Origin of the sequence: Streptomyces polygonati (assembly GCF_042650325.1) — a bacterium.
GTDB classification, from domain to species: Bacteria; Actinomycetota; Actinomycetes; order Streptomycetales; family Streptomycetaceae; genus Actinacidiphila; species Actinacidiphila polygonati.
This window is the reverse complement of record NZ_JBHSBB010000030.1, coordinates 207,995-229,263: the sequence shown is the minus strand read 5'-3', so window position 1 is coordinate 229,263 and position 21,269 is coordinate 207,995. Positions and strand designations below refer to the sequence as shown.

Below are 21,269 nucleotides of genomic sequence, written 5' to 3'. Positions count from 1 at the left end.
GCCCGCCTATGTCACCGGACACGGTCAGATGAGGCTGGCCAGCGCCTCCTGGATGACCCGGGTCACGGCGTCGGGCTGGGAGATCATGATGACGTGGGAGCCTTCGATCTCGGTGATCCGGGCCCCCGCGCGCTGGGCCATCCGGCGCACCACGTCACTGCCGGCCGCGAGGTCGGCGGTGCCGATGGCGGCCCAGACGGGCAGGTCGCTCTTCCAGGCGGCCGGGCCGTTCTTCTCCTCGAAGGCGGCGGCGGCGATCGGACGCTGGGACAGACCGTAGACATCGGACTGGAGCTGGGAGAGGTCGGCGGTGAAGACCGCGCGGAACCTCGCGGGGTCGATGATCAGTTCGGTGGCGGTCTCGGTGCCGTTGCCGGTCGGGTACTGGCTGGGCTGGACGGCCGAGGTCAGCACGCTGTCCTTGGAGCCGGCGACGATGTCGGCCAGCGCCTCGCCCTCGTCGGGGGCGAAGGCCGCGACATAGACCAGACCGACGACGTTGGTGGTCTGCGGGACGGCGTTGGTGATGATCGCGCCGCCGTAGGAGTGGCCGACGGCGAGGACCGGGCCGGGGATCTGGTTGATGACGCTCGCCACATAAGCGGCGTCGACGCTGACGCCGCGCAGCGGGTTGACGATCGCCCGCACCGGCACACCGGCGGCCACCAGGCGTTCGGTGACGGGTGCCCAGCTGCCGGCGTCGGCGAAGGCGCCGTGCACCAGGACGACGGTGGGGGTGGTTACTTCACTCATGACGGTTCTCCCTTTCGGGGACTTCCTGGACTTCGGGACTTCGGAGGTCGTGCGTGCGGTGCGGTGCCGTGGTGTCAGCCGGCGGTGCTGGTGGCGGCGTCCTCGATGACCTGGGCGGAGATGCCGGGGTGGGACATCATCGCGACGTGCGAGCTGTCGATCTGCGTGGTGTGGGAGTGGGCGCGGTCGGCCTCGAAGCGCTCCAGGTCCGGGGAGATGGACCGGTCCTGCTTGGCGACCAGGAACCATGACGGGATGGTGTGCCAGGCGGCGGCGGTCGCCGGGTCGGAGAAGGCCGCCGAGGACAGCGGCCGCTGCTCGATGGCCATCAGCTTGGTGGTGGCGGTGGGCAGGTCGCCGGCGAAGGCCTGCTTGAACTTGGCCGGGTCGATCCGGTAGTCGGTGCCTCCCCCGGCGACGGTGATCGGCAGCAGGGCGGCGGCCAGCTGGGATCCGGGGAACATGGAGTTGAGGTTCCCCACCTGCTCGCCGACCTCGGGCATGAACGCGGCGATGTAGACCAGCGCCTTGACGTTCGGGTTCCCGGCCGCGGCCTCGCTGATGACCGCGCCGCCGTGTGAGTGGCCGACCAGCACGATGGGCCCGCTGACCGAGGCCAGGATCGAGGCGATGTACGCCGAGTCGCTGGTCAGCCCGCGCAGCGGGTTCGCCGGGGCGACCACCGGATAGCCGTCCCGCTCCAGGCGGGTGATGACCCCGTTCCAGCCGGACGCGTCGGCGAAGGCCCCGTGGACCAGGACGACGGTGGGCTTGGCGGCCGCGGGGGCGACCTGCGCCGGGGTGCGCACGGTGGCGGCCTGGGCCGAGGAGACCAGACCCGGCAGGACGGCGACGGCGGCCAGTGCGGTCACCGCGGCCGAGTAGCGAAGGAGACGTGAGGGAGCGCGCATGGCAGAACTCCTGAGGAAGTGGGGGGGGGGAGGGATGGGGCCGGTCGGGTTCCCGATCGGCCGGTGCCATCAGGAAAGCAGCGGCTGACCTGCGGGGACCATGCAGAACCACACGCAGAAACCGATCCGCGCCCGGCGCTTCGAGCCTGCGGGCGGGCCGGATGTCCTCCTGAGGCGGGGGCCGGGCCGGCGGCGGGGAGTCGTCACCGCGCGGGGCCGACGGGTTGTCACAACTCCGTCACTTCGCCCACCCCGCCTAAACCAGACTGCGACGCTCGACCCTCCACGCACCACTTGGGGGGAACCATGCACAGCCGCAGCATCCCGGCCCTCGGCCTGCTCGCCGCCGGAATACTCGCGCTCGCCGCCTGCGGAGGGACGAATGAGGTGGCCGGCGAGGCGTCCAGCGCCAGCGCGTCCGTACCGGCCGCGACCGCACCGCCCACGAGCCCGTCGTCCCCGTCGCCCAGCGCGTCGCCCAGCGCCTCGCCCACCGAGACCGGGGCGGACCCGGTCGGCTACCTGTACGACATCGACCGGCACACCCATCCCCGGGCCATGGTCGCCGCGCTGGTCGGCCAGCTCGCACCCCGCTGCACCGGGGCCGTGGTGGACCTGGAACGTGCCGCCGCCACCACCGCGGCCGGGCCGGCCGGCGGGACCACCCATGAGGTCTACCCGGTCCTCGAAGACCTCGTCGACCACCTGCCGACCGGGACGGCGCGGCTGGACTGCCAGGGGCGCCTCGTCCAGACCGGGGCCAGGCTCGCCGCGAGGCCCTCCCCGACCACTCACCGCCCGGTCGCCCCCGCGCCCACTCCCACGCACCGGGCGACACCCCGGGCGGTCGCCACCACGCACCGGGTCACCCCCAGGCCGGTCGTCACCACGCACCACACCGAGGCCGCCGTCGCCCCGGGAGGCGGCGCCACCGCCCTCTGCAACGACGGGACGCTCTCGTACTCCGCGCACCACCAGGGCACTTGCTCCCACCACCACGGTGTTGCGGTCTTCTACAAATGAGCAAGCTCGGCACGTGAGGGCACACCCGGGGCTCCCGCCGCAGGAACGCGGCGGGGGTTCGGCGGGTGCCGCCTCCTACGCCCTCCGTGGTGACAAGATGCCCGGAGGGGAATCAGGGGGCGGGTAGGGAGGACGGGGGCGCATAGTGGATCAGGGCCTCGCGGCCTGGGGCACGGGAGCGATCGTCGCCGTGGCCGGTCTGGGCGGCACGCTCGTCGGCGGGCTGATCACGGCCAAGGTCACCCGCACGCAGGTCAGGGACCAGGCGGCGGCGGACCACGGCCACTGGCTGCGCGAGCAACGCATCGCGGCCTACCGGGAGTTGCTCGCGGAGTGGGACGCGGCGGTACGTGACATCGCGGCTCAGGTCGCCCGGCTCGCCGACTTCGAGGAAGCCTTCAGCACCGGCCAGGCGAACAGCGACCCCGAAGAGGTCGAAACGCACTACTGGCAGCAGGTCCTGCGGCGGATCGACGCCGTGGCCTCCCGGACCGAGCAGGTCACCATGCTGGGGCCCGCCGAGGTGGTGGCGGGGGCCGAGGCGATGCGGGACACCCTCAACCCGCTGCGTGCCGGGGACCGTTACCTCGTCACCACCTGGGAGGATGCGCAGCCGACCTTCACCGCCGCCAGGGCCGCCTTCGTCGAGGCGGCCCGCCGTCAGGTGGTCGCCCCGTCCTTCGCCGAGCGGATACCGCCGGTCGGCGGCGACGGGCGCTGACGTGTGACGACGCACCGGCTCGGCGGCCACCCGGACCCGGTGCTCAGCGCATCCCGGGGTCCACTCCGTCGCCCTCGCGGGGCCGCTCGGTGCCGGAGTTGTGGGCGAGGCCGTCCGGGTCGGCGGCGGAGCGCTCGCCCAGCGGGAGGGTCAGTGCGCGGCGGACGGTGACGTCCGGCGGCAGGTGGAACTCGCCGATGTCCTGCCAGCCCCAGCTCTGGAGCGAGGCGTAGCCGGCCAGATCGGTCTGGCTCACCAAGGTGACGCCGAGGGAGGACTGGTGGTCGGAGAGCAGCCGGTGCTGGAGGTGGCCGGCCAGGCCGCGGTCGCGTTCGTTGCGGTGGACCAGGATGTCCGTGATCGCGAAGACGTGTCCGGACGCGGTGAGTTGGTCGACGCCCCGGGGCAGCGGGCCGTGGAATCCGCGCCACCAGTTGCCGTCGCGCCCGACGGGGAATCCGAACACGGCGCCCACCAGCACCGATGCCTCGCCCGGCACCGTCGCCTCGGCGATCACCATGTCGAAGCCGGGCCGCCCCACGTCCTCGGTGAGCCGGGTCAGGAAGCCCTCGCGGCTGTCGTACTCGTCGCCGCCGGACGCCACCGAGGATTCGACGAACAGGTCGGCCAGATCCTCCCGTTGGTCCTCGGCCTGCCAGCGGCTCAACCCGCGCAGATACACCAGACCGCCGGTGGACGGCTCGTAGTCGTCGAGTTTCCGGGCCTGGCCTGCTCCGGTCCCTGCCATCAGCTCATTCCTCCCACGCGGACGCGGCCGGGGCCGGCCGACTCCGCTGTGGTCAAGGGGCGTTGAGCCCGCCGCAGCGGCACCGGACCCGCACGGCTGCGATACGCCGGGCACTTGGACGTCTACCACGAAGCGCCGTCCCCGAAACGGCGGCACGGCCCGGACGGAGCGCTCATGGGGAGGCCGGTCCGGCGCCGTTCGCCATATCGGCCTGCGCGGCGTGGAGTTGCCGAAGCCCGCCCGCGGCGGACGCACGCCGCGCGGTGGTGAGCCCGGCCGGGATCGGGGCAGGCTCCCCCTGTCGATCGATTCGGTACCACCGATGACGGGCAGATCATGGGAATCGACCTCTCCACCGACGCGCGCGCAAGTCTGCGCTCCTCGTTCGCGATCCTGGACACCCCCTACGTATGGCGCCACGTCACCTCGCGTTTCAAGGGCGAGGTCCCGTCACGGGAGCGGACCAGCCACGTCCATGTCGTCCCCTTCATCGGTGACCGGGCGGTACTGCTGCGCACCGAGGAGGACGGCTGGTCCACGCCCGGCGGCACCCTGCTGGAAGGCGAGGGCATCGACGCGGCGGTCACCCGCGAGGTGGCGGAGGCGATCGGCGGCCGCACCGAGCGGTTCGAGCTGTTCGGCCAGTGGGACAGCTCGACCACCCAGGAGAACGCCTACCGCCCGTGGCTGCCGCATCCGCGCTTCGCGCTGGCCCTCGGCTGGGCGGACGTCGTCATCACCGGGCCGCCGGAGAAGCTCGGCGGTGTCGAGGACAAGACCGTCCTGGAGATCGCCATCCTCCCCATCGAACGCGCCGCCGACCGCCTGACCGCCAACGACCGCCCCCACCTGGCCGCGCTGTACTCGCTCGCCCACCAGATCCGCCGGGCGAGCGCCCGGTAAAGTCCCCGCGGCGGCAGGCAGGCCCCAGGCCGCCCTCCCCCGGGCAAGGGGTCCGAATGGCTGGACCTTCACCCCGCCCCCGCAGGGCCTCACCCGGCCGGACCCCCGCACCAGCGAGGATGGCTCGCGCCCAACCCCCCGGCGGGACACCCCTGGGGGACACCGAAAGCGTCGGGAGCGGGTTGGTCATGAGCGAAACCGTCGGTGCGTCGGCGAACGGCACGTACGACGTGGTCGTGATCGGGGCCGGCCCGGTCGGCCAGAACGTCGCCGAACGCTCGCGCGTCGCCGGGCTGAGCGTCGCGGTGGTGGAGCGTGAGCTGGTCGGCGGCGAGTGCTCGTACTGGGCGTGCGTGCCCAGCAAGGCGCTGCTGCGGCCGGTGATCGCGATCGCGGACGCGCGCAGGGTGGACGGCGCGCGGGAGGCGGTCACCGGCCCGATCGGCACCGACGGCGTCTTCGGCCGCCGCAACCGCTACGTGACCGACTACGACGACGCCGGCCAGGCCGATTTCGTCCGGGGCATCGGCGCGGACCTGGTACGCGGCGAGGGCCGGCTGGACGGCGTGCGCCGGGTGGTGGTCAGCGGTTCCGACGGCGAGCGCGTGCTCACCGCGCGGCGGGCGGTCGCCCTGTGCACCGGCAGCGACGCGGTGCTGCCGGACCTGCCCGGCATCGCCGAGGCCAAGCCGTGGACGAACCGCACGGCCACCGACTCCAGCACCGTACCCGCGCGGCTGGCCGTCGTCGGCGGCGGCGGGGTCGGGGTCGAGATGGCCACCGCCTGGCGGGGGCTGGGCTCCTCGGTCACCCTGCTGGCCCGCCACCCGCTGCTGCCCAGAATGGAGCCGTTCGCCGGCGAGATGCTCGCCGAAGGCTTCAGGAAAGCGGGCATGGACGTCCGTATCGGCGTGTCCGTCGCCGAACTCACCCGTCCCGACCCCGCCGGGCCGGTCGGCATCGTGCTGGACGACGGCAGCCGGCTGGAGGCCGACGAGATCCTGTTCGCCACCGGCCGCTCCCCCCGCACCGGCGCCCTCGGCCTGGAAACGGTCGGCCTGACCCCCGGGTCCTGGCTGGAGGTGGACGAGACCTGCGCGGTCCGGGGCGCCGAAGGGCATAGCGACGGGGAGTGGCTGTACGCGGTCGGCGACATCAACCACCACGCGCTGCTCACCCACCAGGGCAAATACCAGGCCCGGATCGTCGGCGACGCGATCGGCGCCCGCGCGGCCAGCCGGCCGCTGGACACCGCGCCCTGGGGCGCCCACGCGGTGACCGCCGACTTCCACGCGGTACCGCAGGTCTTCTTCTGCGACCCGGAGGCGGCGGCGGTCGGCATCTCCGCCGCCCAGGCCGAGGAAGCGGGCTTCCGGATCCGCACCGTGGACGTCGACTTCAACGAGGCCCAGGGCGCCAACCTCTACGCCGACGGCTACCGGGGCCGCGCCCGCATGGTCGTCGACCTCGACCGCGAGACCCTGCTGGGCGTCACCTTCGTCGGCCCGGGCGTCAGCGAACTCCTCCACTCCGCCACCATCGCGGTCGCGGGCGAAGTCCCCGTCCCCCGCCTCTGGCACGCCGTCGCGTGCTTCCCGACGATCAGCGAGGTCTGGACGTTCCTGCTCCGGGCGTACCGGGACGCGGCCGGGGCGGTCAGCGCCTGACCGGGTCGCCGCTCAGTCCTCGGACTCGTCCCGGCCCGGCTCGTCGGCGCCGAACAGCCAGCGGACCGCGTGGCCGGCCATCACCAGAAAGCCGAGGGTGATGGCCATCAGACACAGCGTCGCGATGATCGACCCCAGCACGATCAGCACGCCGAGCTCGGCCAGCCGCTCCAGGCCCTTCCCGATATCCATCCCGGGATACTCCCCACCCGGCGCCCCGTTCCCTCCCCTCGTTACGAAGCCGCGACCGGCCGGTACGCGATCGTGTCATCGGGGAGGCACACCACGGGTGTTGGACCGGCAGCCGTACGGAGTGCGGCGGTGGCCAGGACGCAGGCCGGCGGGACCGCACCCGGCAGTCGGCGGGCCGCACGACATGCCTCCGGCCCGCCGCCGGCGGTCACCCGGCGGCGGTCACCCGGCGGCGGTGAGGGCCTTGAGCTCGGCGAGGGAGTCGCGGATGAGGTCGGGCAGGTCGCGCGGCTCGGCCGGGCCGACCCAGCGCTGGAAGGCGATCTTGAAGACGGCCATCCCCGCCTCGGCGGCCAGGCCGGCGGCCGGGTCGGCGACGCCGCGCCGGCGGAGGGCCTCGGCGATCGAGGAGGCGAGGAACGCCTGCTTGATCAGCTCGCGTTCCTGGAGCTCGGCGTTCGCGTCGATGACGGCCTGGCGCAGCAGGACCCGGTCGCGGCCCTCCTGCATGAGCGCGCCGGCCGCCTCCAGGGCGGCGGCCACCGCGTCGATCGGGGCCGCGGTGTCGGGCGCTTCGGCGAGGGTGGTCACGAAGAGCTGCTGGAGTGAGGCCGCGCCCGAGAACAGCACCTCGCGCTTGTCGGCGAAGTGCCGGAAGAAGGTCCGCTCGGTGAGCCCGGCGCGCTTGGCGATCTCCGCCACGGTGGTCTGTTCGAACCCGCGCTCGCCGTAGAGCTCCATCGCCGCCCGCTCAAGGCGGCCGCGCGCGTCCGGCTCCCATCGACCCATACGCCGATCCTACGTGATGACAGGGACTGACATCGAGGTGCTACGGTTGATGACAGTAACTGACATCGTTCCGTCGCCGCGCCGGGAATCCCCCTGGCGAGGACGGACGACCACCCGGGAGTTCCCCTTATGCGTGTATTCGTCACCGGCGCGTCCGGTTTCATCGGCTCCGCCGTCGTTCCCGAGCTGATCGGCGCGGGCCATCAGGTCGTCGGACTCGCCCGCTCGGACGCCGCGGCCGCCGCCCTGGCCGCCGCCGGGGCCGAGGTGCGGCGCGGCGATCTCGACGACCTCGACAGCCTGCGCGAAGGCGCGGCCGGGGCCGACGGGGTGATCCACCTCGCGTACAACCACGACTTCTCGCAGTACGAGGCGGCGGCGCGTACCGAGACGCGCGTCATAGAGACGTTCGGCGCCGCGCTCGAAGGCTCCGGCCGGCCCCTTGTCATCGCCGCCGGGACGGCCGGGCTCCCCGCGGGGCGGGTGGGCACCGAGCGGGATCTGCCCGATCCCGACCACCCGCTGCGCGCCCGCTCCTTGGCCGCGCAGAGCGCGCTCGCCCTCGCCGGGCGCGGGGTGCGCTCCTCGGCCGTACGGCTCGCCCCGTCGGTGCACAGTGAGCTCAAGTCGGGTTTCGTCGGCCTGCTGGTCGACATCGCGCGGGCCAAGGGCGTCTCCGGCTACATCGGCGACGGGTCCAACCGGTGGCCGGCCGTACACCGGCTCGACGCCGCGCGGCTGTTCCGGCTCGCGCTGGAGAACGCCCCGGCGGGATCGGCGCTGCACGGCGTCGCCGACGAGGGCGTGCCGATCCGCGCCGTCGCCGAGGTGATCGGCCGCCACCTGGACGTGCCTGTCGCCGAGATCCCCCGCGAGGACGCCGGCGGGCACTTCGGCTGGCTCGCGACGCTGCTGGCGGCCGACGTCCCGGCGTCGAGCGCGCTGACCCGCGAGCTGCTGGGCTGGCAGCCGACCTGTCCCGGGCTTCTCGACGACCTGGAGAAGGGCCACTACTTCGAGGACCCGGCGGCGTGATCAGCGAGGCCGGGAGCGGGGCACCGGCCCCGGCCCCGGCGGGAGCGGGCCGGTAGGCACCGGACCGGGTCCGCGCCCGCCGCCCCCCAAGGGCCCCGGCGCGGACCCGGCCACGATCGCGGTCCGGCGAGCTGAAATACGGCCCGTGCCCATTCCGTACCGACTGTTCGTACGGCGCTCCGGAGCGCATCGCCCAGCGTTACTGTGGCTGGCATGACGCGCACCCGTTTGTACCGCAACGGCACCCTGGAATTGGAGAATTTCCCGGTCCAGGACATCTCCGAATACGTGGGCGACCCGGACTGCATGGTCTGGCTGGATGTGCGCGATCCCGACTCCGCCGACTTCGACATGATCGCCGAGGAGTTCGGCCTGCACGAACTCGCCGTCGAGGACGCGCGGCACGAGCATCAGCGGCCCAAGCTGGACAGCTACCGCACCCACCTCTTCCTGAGCGCCTACGCGGTCACCACCGAACCGGCCAACGGTGTGTTCGAGGCGAGCGAAGTCGCCGCCTTCATCACGCCCAACGCGCTGATAACCATCCGGAAAGGCGAGCACTGCCGGATCGACCATGTCGTGGAGCGCTGGGACAACTCCCCCGACCTCGCCAAACACGGCGTCGGCTTCCTCGTGCACGGCCTGCTCGACTATCTGGTGGACGGACACTTCAAGGCGGTCCAGGAACTCGACGAGGCCATCGAGAATCTGGAGGACCTGCTCTTCCAGGAGAGCCCCAAGGAGATCCAGGCCGTCCAGCGCCGCTCCTTCGAGCTGCGCAAGAGCCTGGTCCGGCTGCGCCGGGTGGTCCTGCCGATGCGCGAGGTGGTGAACTCGCTGCTCAGGCGTGACGCGCATGTCGTCACCGAGCCGATGATGCCGTACTACCAGGACGTCTACGACCATGTGCTGCGCGCCACCGAGTGGACCGAGTCCCTGCGGGACCTGGTCACCACCGTGATGGAGACCAATCTGACAGTCCAGGGCAACCGGATGAACATGATCATGAAGAAGGTGACCAGCTGGGCCGCGATCATCGCCGTACCCACCGCCGTCACCGGTTTCTACGGCCAGAACGTGCCCTACCCCGGCTTCGGCACCCATGCCGGATTCTGGACCTCGACCGTCGTCATGATCGCCCTGTCCGCCCTGCTCTACGCCACCTTCAAGCGCCGCGACTGGATCTGATCTCGGGATCCCCCGGAGTCGCCGACAGCCGACGCCCGCGCCGGAGGGGGTTAACTCCCCGCGAGCCGCGGGCGAACTCTCGACGCGCCCGGCCGGAAGGGATGGGCGCCGGGGATGCCGGGACCGTAGAACGGGGAACAGCACGAGCAGCGGTACGCCTCGGGGGGCCGCGGGGACGGGACCCGCGGTCGGGGGTGGCGAGGGGTGGGCGGGGCGGTGGAGTTCACGAGAAGCGGGCGGCTGCGCAGGCAGGGCAAACGCTGGACGGGGTGGGGGCTGGTCGCGGAGGTCGGGGCGATCGGCTGGGTGGTGGCGGCGCGCGGTGAGTCCCGCGGTACGGCCTTCCTGGCCATGGCGATGGCGGCGCTGGTGGTCCTCACCGGGGTCAGGACCTCGCGGAAGGCGCGGCTGCCCTTCCGGCTGCGCATCGACGAGTACGGGGTCACGCTGCTGGAAGGGCGTCTCGACTGGGCGCGGATCGAGGGGATCGGACTGCGCTACGGGGGGTCGTCGGGGAAGTCGGCGGAGTGGGACAACGGGCGTATCCCGGACCTCCCGGACCCCGACCTCTTCCTCTATCCGGCGGAAGGCGTGACCCTGCCGGGCCGGCGCAGGAGCTACGTCCGCGACCGCGTCGCCTACCTCCTGGTCGACTGCGCGGAGGTCGATCAGGGCCTGCCGGCGGTGATCGAGGCGCTCAAGCGGTACGCGGGCTCGCGGTTCGAGAGCGCGCCGCGCCGGTCGCGCGGGCCGGTGGGACCCGGGGCGGCGGCCTACGCGGCCGGGGCGGCGCCTGGCGACGCCGGGCCTCTCGACGCGGGGCCGGCGGACGCGGTGCCTGCCGACGCGGTGCCTCTCGACGCCGGGCCGGCGGACGGGGTGCCTGTGCTCCCGCTCCCGCCCGGAACGCTCGGGGAGTTCGGGCCGCCCCCCTGGAACACGTCGCCCTCGGCGCCGAGCGAGCCCCGGACCTTCTCCTCCCCGCACAACACCGGTGCCTGGCTGCTGACTTCGCTGGCCGTGGCGGTGGCCGGCACCTTCCTCACCGCGCGCTTCGTCCTCGCCCACGACATGGTGGGCGGCGCGCAGGTCGTCGTCCTGTGGCCGCTGGCCGCGGGTGCCGGCTGGTACGGCGGCTACCGCTTCTTCCGGCGCTGGACCCGGCCGCTGCGGCTGCGGATCGGCCCCGACGGCATCACCATGCGCGACTTCGCGGCCACCGAACTGGTCTTCGGCTGGCACCAGGTCGCGGCCGTCACCGTGGGCCCACGTCCGGGCACCACCGACAAGCACCCCTGGCTGCTCCTGTGGCCGGTCCCCGGCGAGCGCTTCAGTCTCCCCCGCACCGATCTGGTGGACGGCCATGAGACCTATGCCCTCGTGCGATTGCGCCGCCTGCGGGACGGGGATCAAGTGGAAGCGGTAACACGGGAGTTCGCCGGACCGCGCTACGCGGAGCCGGCCTGACCGGGCGGCCGCGCCGCGCGGGTCGCTCCCCCGGCCGGCGCGGCGTGCGGCGGCTGTTGGGCGTCACCGCGCACGCAGTCCGCGCAGACGCCGGTGAGTTCGACGGTGTGTTCGACCTGGGCGAAGCCGGAGGTCTCGGCGATGGTCCGGGCCCACGCCTCGACGGCGGAGGATTCGACCGGGTCGCTGAATCCGCAGTGGCGGCACAGCAGATAGTGCTGGTGGTTCCCGCTCGGGCGGAAGCGGAAGAGCCGCTCTCCGTTGGTGTCCCGGACGACATCGGCGAGTCCCGCTTCGCTGAAGGCGGCCAGCGTCCGGTAGACGGTACTCAGACCGAGGTGGACGCCGGCCGCCCGCACCGCGCCGTACAGGCTCTGGGCGCTGACGAATCCGTCGCTGTCGATCAACGCGTCCAGTACCGACCGGCGTTGGTGCGTACGGCGGCCCGGCAGCTCGGCGTCGCCGCCCGGCCGCGCCGACACACCGGAGTCGTGGTCCGGCACAACAGGTCTCCCCTCTCTGGCGGCGGCGGTCAGACCACGACCGGCACCGCGGCCCGGCGCCCGCGCGGACCGAGGACGAAGGCTGCGGCGTAGACGGCGGTGGCGACGGCGACGATCGCGAAGCTCGGGGGCATCTTGGGGATGGCGTAGCTGGCCGCGAGCCCGGTCCACATCTCGGCGACCGCCAGCACCGCCGACAGCAGGAACGCCCGCGAGGGCTGGTCGGTCAGCCGCTGGGCGGCGCCCGCCGGGGCGGCGAGCAGCCCGAGCAGGAGCAGCGAGCCGACCGCCTGGCTCGCCTCGGCCGCCGTGATTCCCACCAGCGCCAGGAACACGAAGCCCAGCAGCCGTACGGGCACACCGCGCGCCGCGGCCACCACTTCGTCGACGGAGGCGAACAGGAGCGGGCGGAAGACGGCCAGCAGCAGCAGGCAGACAACCACCGCTACGACGAACGCCGTTGCGGTCTGCCCGGCCGACAGGCCGAAGATGGAGCCGAACAGCACCCTGACCCCGGCGCCGCCGTCACTCGCGCCGCGCGAGGTGGTGTAGAGGGTGAGGAAGAAGGCCCCCAGCCCGGTGATCCAGGCGAAGACGTTGCCGATGGCGACGTCGTCGGCGCGACCCGACCTCGCCAGGGTGCCGAGCAGCACGGCGACGGCGACGGTGGCCAGATACAGCCCCACCCGTAGGTCGATACCGGCGGCCAGCGCGGCCAGTGAGCCGGTGAAGGCCATATGGCTGAGGGCGTCCCCGGTGAAGACCTGCGCCCGCAGGACGAGGAAGTAGCCGACCATGCCCGAGGCCGCCGCGATGGCCGCGCCGGCCAGCACCGCGTGCAGGAAGAAGGGGTGCCCGAGCGCGCCGGGCCACCCGAAGGAGGCCAGGGTGTTCACAACAGGCCCCCCGCGGTCCACAGTTCGGGGGCCGGGGTGCCGGCCGCCGCGGCGCCGGACGTACCGCCGGAGCGTTCGCGCAGCAGGCGTACGCCCCAACTGGCCATGTAGCAGGCGAAGGCGAAGGTCGTCACGAAGAATCCGATGGGGTAGGGCGAGTAGTACGCCACGGTCAGGCTGCTCCAGGTGACGGCCAGCGCGATGACCACCGCCAGGGCCATGCCCAGCGAGGGCCTCGGGGTGAGGTTCTGCGCGGCGGCGGCGGGCATCACGAGCAGCGCGAACACCAGCAGCGCGCCGGTGATCTGGCTGGTCGCCGCGGTCGCCACACCGAGCACGACCAGGAAGAGGGCGGCCAGCACACGGACCGGCACGCCTCGCGCGGCGGCCACGGCGGGGTCGACGGACGCGAAGAGCAGCGGCCGTCCGATGACGGCCAGCACCACCAGGACGGCGGCCGCGGCGGCGGCGAGCACGTCCACCTGAGTCGTGGTGATGCCCAGGAAGCTGCCGAACAGCAGGGAGTTGACGCCGCCGAGGAAGCCCTTGTAAAGGGCGATGAACAGGAACCCGGAGGCGAGCAGGAACGCCTGGACGGTGCCGGTGACCGCCGCCTCCTCGGAGCCGGTGTCGTGTCCGGCCCGGGGGATGGCCGCGATGATCAGCGCGGCGCCCACGCAGAAGGCGAAGTAGCCGTAGACGGCGGAGACTCCGAGCAGCGTGGCCCCGGCGGCTCCCGGAAACGCCACCGCCGACAGGGTGTGCCCGGCGAAGCTCTGCCGGCGCAGCACCATGAACCAGCCGATGACGCCGGCCAGTACGGCGACGACGGTGCCGGCCCGGAAGGCGTTGACCATGAAGGGGAACGCCCACATCTGCTGGATGTCGGTCGCCGGGTTCCACGACCAGGCGGTGGCCGCGTCAGCGATCGTCATGACCGGCCCCGGCTCCTGTCGGTGGCGTCGCGGGACGATCGGCGGGGGGTACGGGCGAGGGTACGAGCCCTGCCTGTTGGGCGGGTTGAGGGTCGTCGCGGGGTACGGCCCCCGCCTGCCGTACCGCGTGGCGGTCGGTGTGGACGGCCGCGGGTTCGGGCTGGCCGACGACGACCAGCCGGCCGTCGGAGGTCCGCAGCACCTCGATCGGCGTACGGTACAGCCGCGTCAGCGTCTCCGAGGTGATGACCTCGGCCGGGGTCCCGGCCACCGCGCCGCCCTCGGCGAGATACACCACCCGGTCCAGGTGGCTGAGGATCGGGTTGGCGTCGTGCGCCACCATCATCACGCTCACCCCCTCCTCCCGGCAGATCCGGCCGATCAGCGCGGCCACCGCCGCCTGGTTGGGCAGGTCGAGGCTGTCGAGCGGCTCGTCCAGCAGCAGCAGCCGGGGGCGGCGGATCAGCGCCTGGGCGATCAGCAGCCGCTGCTGCTCCCCGCCGGAGCACTGCCCGATCGGCCGGTGCGCGTAGGCCGACGCGCCGACCAGCTCGACGACTTCGGCGATCCGGGCGCGAGCGGCGCGGGCCGAACCGGGTCCCGGCAGGCCCCAGCGGTCGCCGTCCCAGCCGAGCCGGACGATGTCCAGGCCCCGGATGCGCAAACCGGCGTCGAAGCTGCGGCGTTGGGGCAGGTAGCCCACCGACTGGGCGAGCTGGCCCGGCCGTTGACCCAGCACCTTGATCTCGCCGGCGGAGGTGGGCACCAGCCCGAGCACGGCTTTGATCAGCGTCGACTTGCCCACTCCGTTGGGCCCCAGCACGGCGACGAACTCCCCCGGGGCGACGTCGAGTCGGACCTGCGACCAGAGGGTGCGCCCGCCCATCCGCACGGCCGCGTCCCGCAGCGAGACGACGGGGTCGGGGGTGGCCGGTGTCTGCCTCCCTGCTTTCGGCGGCGGGGAGCCGCTCGTGCCGCGGGCGGGCTGGCGCGGTACGCCGTGCCGGACGGCGGCGCGGATCCGGGTGATCGGTTGCACGGCTACTTGCCCGTCGCCTGGGCCAACGCCCGCTGGATGCCCTGGAGTTCGGTCACCTGCCACTGCTGGAAGGAGGCACCGGCGGGGCTGAGGGTCTCGGTGACGGTGGCCACCGGAATGCCCTTGGCCTTGGCGGCCTTGACCTGCTGCTGCACGTCCGGCGTGGCGTTCTGGCTGTTGTAGATGTAGACCTTGATCTGCTTGGCCGCGATCTGGTGGTCGATGGTGGCCTTGTCCTGCGCGGTCGGGTCGGAGCCCTCGCTGATCGCGCTGAGGAAGGAGTAGGGGGTGAGCATCTTCAGCCCCAGGCCGTCGGCGAGCGGGCTGACGATGGATTCCGAGGCGCCGATCGGCGTGCCCGCGTAGGTCGCCTTGATCTGCGCTATCAGGCTGTTGTACTCGCCGAGCGTCTTCGTCTCGAACGTCGACTTCTGGGCGTCGAAGTAGGCCGCGTCGGCCGGGTCGGCCTTCTTGTAGTCGGCGGTCAGCCGCTCGATCACCCGGTGGACGTCGGTGGGCGAGTACCAGCGGTGCGGGTTCCCGCCGTCCTTGATCCCGACGAGGTCGCCGACGGTCAGCACGGAGCGCTGCGGGGCGGGATTGGCGGCCAGCAGCTTGGCGGCCCAGGAGTCGTACCCGATCCCGTTGACGATCGCGTACTGCGCGGTGGCGACCGTCCGCGCGTCGGCCGCGGTCGGCTCGTAGTCGTGCGGGTCGGTGTCGGGGTTGGTGATGATGCTGGTGACCTTCACATGGCTGCCGCCGAGCTGCCCGGCGATGCTGCCCCAGAAGTTCTCGGCGGCCACCACCTGGATGACCTTGCTCGATCCGGCCGCGGCATCGGCCGCACTCGCCCCGCCCGCCGAAGCGCTCGGCTTGTCGGCGCCGCTGTCCGGCGAGGACGTCGAACAGCCGGTGGTCGCGGCCAGCACCGCGACCACGGCCCCCCCGAGGCCGAGCTTGAGCCGACCGCCTCGGGTCGTCGGGAAGGTGACGGGACGGGTCATCGTGGTTCTCCTCGGGACGTGCGGGTGGTGCCTTGGGCAGCACACTATGTGAAAATGACTTCCAATCCCATCTCGTGTCGTCCGATATGAAAATCATTACTAAGTCTTGACCGCGCGCGGAGCCGCAGCGTTCCCGCGCGGAAGGCGGACGGGGGCTCAGGGCCGGTGACCAGGCTGCGGACGCCTGAAGATCCTTCGGCGGGCGGCAGGCCCCCTGTGGAAGGATCGGCGGGTCAGAGGAAAGAGGAGGGAGGAGGCAGAGATGATCAACAGATTCACGGACGGGCTCCTCACGCCGTCCGAGACGTCCTCCTATCTGCAGATTCCCCAATCCACGCTGTACGACTGGCTGAACGGCAAGGCGGCCGGAGCTCCGCTCGTCCACCAGATCGAGCCGCCACGGTCCGGGCAGCCCTCCGTGCCGTTCGCCGCCGTGGCCGAGGCGTACGTCCTGCGTTCGCTGCGGAATCTGGGTCTGCGGATGAACCAGATCCGCGAGGCCGCCGGGGCCGTACGCGACGCGTTCGACACCCCGTACGGCCTGGTGTCCCGGCGGATCGCCACCGACGGCGTCGACATCTTCATCGAGCACGGTCTCGGCGACCTGCGCCGCGCCCGCGACGGGCAGGCGCCCATCCGCGAAGTCGTCGACCAGTACCTTCGGTACCTCTCCTGGGATGCCGACGACGACTTCCCCTCCAGCCTGCGACTGCGTCAGTACGGGAGCGTGCCGGTCGTCATCGACCCCCGTTTCGGCCACGGCCTGCCGGTCGTAGCCGCCAACCGCGTTCCGGTGAAGGCTGTGACGGACCTCTGGGAGGCCGGCGAGTCGATCGAGGACATCGCCTACGAGTACGACATGGACCCCGATCAGGTGGACGAACTGTGCCGGGCTGTGGTGCTTCTTGCGGCATGAGTTCTTCCTCGACCGCAACTTGGGACGCAAGGTCGCGGACGAGCTGCGGGCCCTCGGCTGGGCCGTCCACCGCATCGGCGAGGTGTTCCCGGCGGACGCGCAGGACATCCCCGACCCGGAATGGATCGCCCACGGCCTGGATCAGGGATGGATTCCGCTGTCCAAGGACGGTCGGATCAAAACCCGTGACCGGGAGATCCAGCCGGTGTTCGACCGGTCGGCTGTCCTCTTCTACCTGAACAACCAGCAGCTGCGCACCAGCGAGATGGTCGAACGTCTCCACATATGCCGCGGCGCGATTCACCGAGCCGTCGACAAGGGCGGCCCGGCCGCGTACTCCGTCGGTGCGGACGGCATCGAACGCACGTGGCCGTGAGCCCGGCCGCTCACGCCTTCGGCGCCGGCTCTCCGGCGACGGTTCGGTCCGCCCGCGTCAGAACGCGATGTTCTTGAGTTCCACGTAGTGCCCCAGGCCCGAAGCGCCGAACTCGCGGCCGATGCCGCTCGCCTTGAAGCCGCCGAAGGGGGCGTCGAAGCCGAAGGGGGCGCCGTTGACGAGGAAGGTGCCGGTGCGGATGCGGCGGGCCAGGGCGAGGCCGCGGTCGGGGTCGGTGGTCCAGACGCCGCCGCCGAGGCCGTACGGGGAGTCGTTGGCGATGCGGACCGCGTCGTCCTCGTCGTCGAAGGGGATGATGACCAGGACGGGGCCGAAGATCTCCTCCTGGGCGACGCGCATGGAGTTGTCGACGTCGGCGAAGACGGTGGGGCGGACGTAATTGCCCTGGTCCAGGCCGTCGGGTGCGCCGAGGCCGCCGACAACGAGGCGGGCACCTTCGTCGATACCGGACTGGATGTACGCCTGGACGCGTTCCTTCTGGACGGCGGTGACGAGGGGGCCGACGAAGGTGGCCGGGTCGGCCGGGTCGCCGACGGTGACCTGCTCCGCGGCGGCCGCCACCGCCGCGACGACCTCCTCGTAGCGGCTGCGAGGCACCAGCAGACGGGTGTGCGCCACACAGGACTCGCCGTTGTTGCCGAAGGCCAGCTGCGGGGAGACCTGGGCGACCACGTCGAGGTCGGCGTCGTCCAGCACGATGGAGGCGGACTTGCCGCCGAGTTCGAGGCTGACGCGCTTGAGCTGCTGACCTGCGATGGAGGCGATGCGCCGGCCCGCGGTCGTGGAGCCGGTGAAGGCGATCTTGTCGACGCCGGGGTGGGAGACGAGATACTCGCTGGTCTCGCGGCCGGCCGGAAGGATGCTGACGACGCCCTCGGGGAAGCCCGCCTCGGCGAAGATCTCACCGAGGAGGAGGCCGTCCAGCGCGGTCTCGGGGGACGCCTTGAGGATGACGGTGCAACCCGCCAGGAGCGCCGGGATCATCTTGACCAGGGCGGACTGATGGGGGGCGTTCCACGGGATCACCGCGGCGACCACTCCGACCGGTTCGCTGCGGACGAGGGAGCGGGCGCCGTCGGGGCTGGTCAGCTTCCGCTCCCAGCCGAACGTCTCGGCGGCTCGCAGGTAGGCGTCGGTCTGCGCTTGGAGCGACGCCTGGACGGACTGGGTGAACCAGGCCGGCGAGCCGTTCTCGGCGGTGATCAGCGCCGCGATCTCGGTCGCCCGGGCGGCGTGCAGCTCGTTGAACCGGCGGACCAGGGCCTGCCGGGCCTCGGGCGCGAGGGTGGGCCAGGTGCCCTCGTCGAACGCCGAGCGGGCCACGGCGACGGCGCGATCGACGTCCTCGTCCGTGGCCTGCGCGGCGCGACCGACCAGGGTGTCGTCGTGGGGCGAGCGGACCTCGATCGTTCCGTTCGCGGCGGGGGCGACCCACTGGCCGCCGATGAAGAGCTTGTCGAAGTCGACCATCGGAATCTCCTTCAGGATCAGATCTAACTGGTTAGTTCCATTGAACGCCGATGCGCCGCCGAACGCAAACAGGGGAGATTTCCGCGCCCGCGAAGCCGCCGACCAGCCGCCGACCAGCCGCCGACCAGCCGCCCGGGACCCTAGGGGCGCTGCTGGGGCGGCCGGGAGAGCCGGCCCACCGCGACCACGGCCCAGTGCCGCCGCTCGCTCACCGCGGCCGCGTCCTGCGCCGGGGACCCGCCCTCGGGGGAACCGTCGCTCCACGACCCGGCCAGCGACAGCACCAGCGTCAGCAGCGCCTCCGGCGGCATACCGGCGTCCACCAGGCCCTCGGCCTGCGCCGATGCCAGCTCGCGCAGCTTGCGCAGCGTCGTTTCCCGCGCGCCCGCCAGCGGCGCCGCGTCCGGGCGCTCCAGGGCCTGCCAGCGGGCCAGGCGGATCAGGGCCGGGTGGGCCCGGTAGAAGTCGAAGAGGGCGCCCGCGTAACCCGGCAGGTCCCGCGCGTCGAAGGGGACCGCCGCCATCAGTTCCTCGATGGCGGCCTCGCAGACGGCGTCGAAGAGCTGCTCCTTGTTGCCGAAGTAGACATAGAGGAGGTTCTTGTTGGCCGAGGCCGCCGCGGCGATCCGGTCCACCCGGGCGCCGGCGATCCCATAAGTCGCGAACTCCTGGGTGGCGGCCTGGAGCAGCCGCTTCTTGGTCTCCTCGGACTTTGTCGCCATACCTTGAGGGTAGCCCGGTCCCGGCCCGACCTGACCGGTTCGTTATCTCGGCCCCGGCTCGGCGGAGGTTGCCCGCACCCAAGGAACTAACTGGTTGGTACTACTCTCCGCCATGATCCGTTGCCATCCTGTGACCAATCCGCCCGCCCGCTGCCGACGAAGTCCCCTACGTGAGCGCTGGTCGACCGATCGGGCGCGCGGAGAGATGGGGCGTGATGGGCGCAGAGCGCATCGACACCCGACTGCTGGAAGAACTGACCGAGCAGTCACAGGACTTGAACAGCGACGCGGTGCGCATCACGGCCGACGCACTGGAGGACTTCACCGAAGTCAGCCGGGAGGACCGGGAGTCCCGGGAACGCCGGGCGCAGGCGTCGTCGCGGCGCTGGTGGCGGCGGAGCGGGACCGTGGCGGGGGTCGCGGGAGCGGCGGCGCTGCTGACGCAGATGCGGGCGGTCGCGGCGACGACCAGCGACGACGTCAAGGCGCTGCAGACCGCCGCCTCGATCGAGAACCTGGCGATCAGCGTCTATCAGACCGCCGCCGGGCTGCCGTTCATCAAGAACGGCAACAAGACGGTCGCGGCCTTCATCGCCAAGACCACCACGCAGCACCAGGCGCACGCCACGGCGTTCAACGCCGCCGCCACCCAGGCCGGCGGCAAGGCGCAGAGCGGACCCGACCCCAAGTACGCGGCGGTGGTGAAGCAGGCGCTGCCGTCGATCAAGACCCCGGCGGACGTGGTGAAGCTCGCGATCACGCTGGAGGACGTGGCGGCGCAGACGTACACCCAGAACGTCGCCCAGGTCAGCAGCACCGAGCTGCGCAAGCTGTTCGCCTCGGTGGCCCCGGTCGAGGCCCAGCACCGGGCCACCCTGCTCGCCGTACAGGCGCTGCTCGCCGGGAACATGGCGCAGCTGATCACCATCCCGACCGATGCCGCCAAACTGCCGGCCGCCGCGGGCAGCGTCGGGTTCCCCGACGGCTTCTACCCGACCAAGAGCGCTTCGCCGATCACCGAAGGGGCCGTGAAGTGACCGCGACACGCGACGAGTGGGAACTGCCGATCAGCGAGGCGCAACTCACCCGCCTCAACCGGGACATGGAGAGCGCGCACCGTGACACGCTGCCCGCCATGCGGGCCGGCGCGGTGGACCTGGCCGCCGAGATCAGGGATCGCGGCGCGGCCTCCGGCGCGTCGGCGGGCGAGCCCCGCGACCCCGGCCGCCGCCGCTTCCTGCTCGGCGCGGGCGGTGTGGCGGCCGGCCTCGCGCTGGCGGCCTGCTCCAGCAGCGACAAGAAGACCGCGGCCGGTTCGGGCAAGGGCGCCACCAGCGTGCCGCCCACCTCCGCGTCCAGCGCGTACACCGGCGATCTGAAGGTCGTCGCCCTGGCGGTGGCGCTGGAGAACCAGGCGGTCGGCGCCTATCACGCGGCGCTGGCCGCCGCGACGGCCGGCAAGCTGGGCAAGGTGCCGCCGGCGGTCGCCACTTTCGTGACCACCGCGATGGCCCAGCACACCGACCACGCCAAGGCCTGGAACTCGGTGCTGACCGGAGCCGGCAAGCGGGCGATCACCGATGTGCCGCTGTCCAACCAGGCCGCCACCGCCGCGGCGCTGGGCAAGGCGGCGAGCGTGGGCGACGTGGCAAAGCTCGCCCTGGAGTTGGAGGACCAGGCCGCGCAGACGTACCTCTTCGCGACCTACAACGTGACCAGCCCGGCCGGAATCGCGACCGCGGCCACCATCGCGCCGGTCGAGGCGATGCACGCGGCGATCCTCAATTTCGTCCTCGGCCAGTACCCGGTGCCGAGCGATTTCCTGCCCGTCGACAAGGCCGCCAGCCCGGCCCTGCTGACCGTATGACGGTCCCGGCGGCCTGACGGACCGTCACCAGCGCGTACGGGTCGGCCCTGTCCCCACGGCGGGCCGGCCCGTACGCTTCCGGCTTCCGGCTTCCGGTTGCTCGCTTCCGGCTGCCCGCTG

General features: G+C 72.3%; 23 protein-coding genes. 11 read left to right on the top strand and 12 right to left on the bottom strand.

Annotated features, from left to right (window positions below; all coding sequences use genetic code 11):
• Window positions 1–24: 24 nt before the first annotated feature.
• On the bottom strand, window positions 25–753 hold the full coding sequence (locus tag ACFO3J_RS31635) for an alpha/beta fold hydrolase (RefSeq protein ID WP_386436868.1): 729 nt from the start codon (window positions 751–753) through the stop codon (window positions 25–27).
• 74 nt (window positions 754–827) lie between these two features.
• Entirely contained in the window at window positions 828–1,664 is an 837-nt protein-coding gene (locus tag ACFO3J_RS31630) for an alpha/beta hydrolase (RefSeq protein ID WP_386436866.1), read from the bottom strand.
• Window positions 1,665–1,970: 306 nt separating this feature from the next.
• On the opposite strand from ACFO3J_RS31630, the gene ACFO3J_RS31625 reads away from it, so the two are divergent.
• Complete coding sequence (locus ACFO3J_RS31625) at window positions 1,971–2,687, top strand: DUF3761 domain-containing protein (protein ID WP_386436864.1); 717 nt, start codon at window positions 1,971–1,973, stop codon at window positions 2,685–2,687.
• A 145-nt stretch (window positions 2,688–2,832) separates the two neighbouring features.
• Window positions 2,833–3,408, top strand: a complete 576-nt coding sequence (locus ACFO3J_RS31620) for a hypothetical protein (protein WP_386436862.1) — start codon at window positions 2,833–2,835, stop codon at window positions 3,406–3,408.
• A 43-nt stretch (window positions 3,409–3,451) separates the two neighbouring features.
• On the opposite strand, the gene ACFO3J_RS31615 is transcribed toward ACFO3J_RS31620, so the two are convergent.
• Window positions 3,452–4,156, bottom strand: coding sequence for a hypothetical protein (locus ACFO3J_RS31615; protein WP_386436859.1), 705 nt, complete (start codon window positions 4,154–4,156; stop codon window positions 3,452–3,454).
• 336 nt (window positions 4,157–4,492) lie between these two features.
• Between ACFO3J_RS31615 and ACFO3J_RS31610 the strand changes: the two genes are divergently transcribed.
• Together ACFO3J_RS31610 and ACFO3J_RS31605 are read left to right on the top strand one after the other, a co-directional pair.
• On the top strand, window positions 4,493–5,059 hold the full coding sequence (locus ACFO3J_RS31610; protein WP_386436856.1) for an NUDIX domain-containing protein: 567 nt from the start codon (window positions 4,493–4,495) through the stop codon (window positions 5,057–5,059).
• Window positions 5,060–5,247: 188 nt separating this feature from the next.
• Window positions 5,248–6,726 (top strand): dihydrolipoyl dehydrogenase family protein, encoded by a 1,479-nt coding sequence (locus ACFO3J_RS31605; RefSeq protein ID WP_386436853.1) that lies wholly within the window; start codon window positions 5,248–5,250, stop codon window positions 6,724–6,726.
• A gap of 12 nt (window positions 6,727–6,738) precedes the next feature.
• On the opposite strand, the gene ACFO3J_RS31600 is transcribed toward ACFO3J_RS31605, so the two are convergent.
• On the bottom strand, window positions 6,739–6,918 hold the full coding sequence (locus ACFO3J_RS31600) for a hypothetical protein (protein ID WP_386436850.1): 180 nt from the start codon (window positions 6,916–6,918) through the stop codon (window positions 6,739–6,741).
• A gap of 222 nt (window positions 6,919–7,140) precedes the next feature.
• Window positions 7,141–7,707 (bottom strand): TetR family transcriptional regulator, encoded by a 567-nt coding sequence (locus ACFO3J_RS31595; protein WP_386436847.1) that lies wholly within the window; start codon window positions 7,705–7,707, stop codon window positions 7,141–7,143.
• Between the two features lie 129 nt (window positions 7,708–7,836).
• On the opposite strand from ACFO3J_RS31595, the gene ACFO3J_RS31590 reads away from it, so the two are divergent.
• From ACFO3J_RS31590 to ACFO3J_RS31580, 3 genes are all read left to right on the top strand, one after another.
• Complete coding sequence (locus tag ACFO3J_RS31590) at window positions 7,837–8,742, top strand: SDR family oxidoreductase (RefSeq protein ID WP_386436845.1); 906 nt, start codon at window positions 7,837–7,839, stop codon at window positions 8,740–8,742.
• Between the two features lie 213 nt (window positions 8,743–8,955).
• A complete protein-coding gene (locus ACFO3J_RS31585; protein ID WP_386436842.1) occupies window positions 8,956–9,930 on the top strand; it encodes a magnesium transporter CorA family protein in 975 nt (324 codons plus the stop codon).
• A gap of 216 nt (window positions 9,931–10,146) precedes the next feature.
• On the top strand, window positions 10,147–11,397 hold the full coding sequence (locus ACFO3J_RS31580; RefSeq protein ID WP_386436840.1) for a hypothetical protein: 1,251 nt from the start codon (window positions 10,147–10,149) through the stop codon (window positions 11,395–11,397).
• Here the strand turns inward: ACFO3J_RS31580 and ACFO3J_RS31575 are convergent.
• The 5 genes from ACFO3J_RS31575 to ACFO3J_RS31555 are packed head-to-tail and all read right to left on the bottom strand — an operon-like array spanning window position 11,379 to window position 15,777.
• Window positions 11,379–11,900 carry a Fur family transcriptional regulator gene (locus ACFO3J_RS31575; protein WP_386436838.1) on the bottom strand — a complete coding sequence of 174 codons (522 nt, stop codon included), beginning with the start codon at window positions 11,898–11,900 and terminating at the stop codon, window positions 11,379–11,381. The genes ACFO3J_RS31580 and ACFO3J_RS31575 overlap by 19 nt on opposite strands.
• Window positions 11,901–11,929: 29 nt before the next feature.
• Window positions 11,930–12,796: a metal ABC transporter permease gene (locus ACFO3J_RS31570; protein WP_386436835.1), complete on the bottom strand. Its 867-nt coding sequence runs from the start codon at window positions 12,794–12,796 to the stop codon at window positions 11,930–11,932.
• On the bottom strand, window positions 12,793–13,731 hold the full coding sequence (locus tag ACFO3J_RS31565) for a metal ABC transporter permease (RefSeq protein WP_386436832.1): 939 nt from the start codon (window positions 13,729–13,731) through the stop codon (window positions 12,793–12,795). The genes ACFO3J_RS31570 and ACFO3J_RS31565 overlap by 4 nt, the downstream gene beginning before the upstream one ends.
• Window positions 13,718–14,770, bottom strand: a complete 1,053-nt coding sequence (locus tag ACFO3J_RS31560; protein ID WP_386436829.1) for a metal ABC transporter ATP-binding protein — start codon at window positions 14,768–14,770, stop codon at window positions 13,718–13,720. The genes ACFO3J_RS31565 and ACFO3J_RS31560 overlap by 14 nt, the downstream gene beginning before the upstream one ends.
• Before the next feature lie 2 nt (window positions 14,771–14,772).
• Window positions 14,773–15,777 carry a metal ABC transporter solute-binding protein, Zn/Mn family gene (locus ACFO3J_RS31555; RefSeq protein WP_386436826.1) on the bottom strand — a complete coding sequence of 335 codons (1,005 nt, stop codon included), beginning with the start codon at window positions 15,775–15,777 and terminating at the stop codon, window positions 14,773–14,775.
• Window positions 15,778–16,039: 262 nt separating this feature from the next.
• Here ACFO3J_RS31555 and ACFO3J_RS31550 point away from each other — a divergent pair, with 262 nt between their 5' ends.
• Window positions 16,040–16,693, top strand: a complete 654-nt coding sequence (locus tag ACFO3J_RS31550; protein ID WP_386436823.1) for a DUF433 domain-containing protein — start codon at window positions 16,040–16,042, stop codon at window positions 16,691–16,693.
• Window positions 16,683–17,069, top strand: a complete 387-nt coding sequence (locus ACFO3J_RS31545; RefSeq protein WP_386436820.1) for a PIN-like domain-containing protein — start codon at window positions 16,683–16,685, stop codon at window positions 17,067–17,069. Before ACFO3J_RS31550 ends, ACFO3J_RS31545 begins: the two co-directional genes overlap by 11 nt.
• A 57-nt stretch (window positions 17,070–17,126) precedes the next feature.
• Here ACFO3J_RS31545 and ACFO3J_RS31540 read toward each other — a convergent pair whose 3' ends face one another.
• The gene (locus ACFO3J_RS31540; protein ID WP_386436818.1) at window positions 17,127–18,560 is read right to left on the bottom strand and encodes an aldehyde dehydrogenase; all 1,434 of its coding nucleotides are present in this window, start codon (window positions 18,558–18,560) and stop codon (window positions 17,127–17,129) included.
• 140 nt (window positions 18,561–18,700) lie between these two features.
• Window positions 18,701–19,282 (bottom strand): TetR family transcriptional regulator, encoded by a 582-nt coding sequence (locus ACFO3J_RS31535; RefSeq protein ID WP_386436815.1) that lies wholly within the window; start codon window positions 19,280–19,282, stop codon window positions 18,701–18,703.
• Between the two features lie 215 nt (window positions 19,283–19,497).
• On the opposite strand from ACFO3J_RS31535, the gene ACFO3J_RS31530 reads away from it, so the two are divergent.
• Together ACFO3J_RS31530 and ACFO3J_RS31525 are read left to right on the top strand one after the other, a co-directional pair.
• Window positions 19,498–20,319, top strand: coding sequence for a ferritin-like domain-containing protein (locus ACFO3J_RS31530; RefSeq protein ID WP_386436812.1), 822 nt, complete (start codon window positions 19,498–19,500; stop codon window positions 20,317–20,319).
• A complete protein-coding gene (locus ACFO3J_RS31525; RefSeq protein WP_386436810.1) occupies window positions 20,316–21,149 on the top strand; it encodes a ferritin-like domain-containing protein in 834 nt (277 codons plus the stop codon). Before ACFO3J_RS31530 ends, ACFO3J_RS31525 begins: the two co-directional genes overlap by 4 nt.
• Window positions 21,150–21,269: the final 120 nt, after the last annotated feature.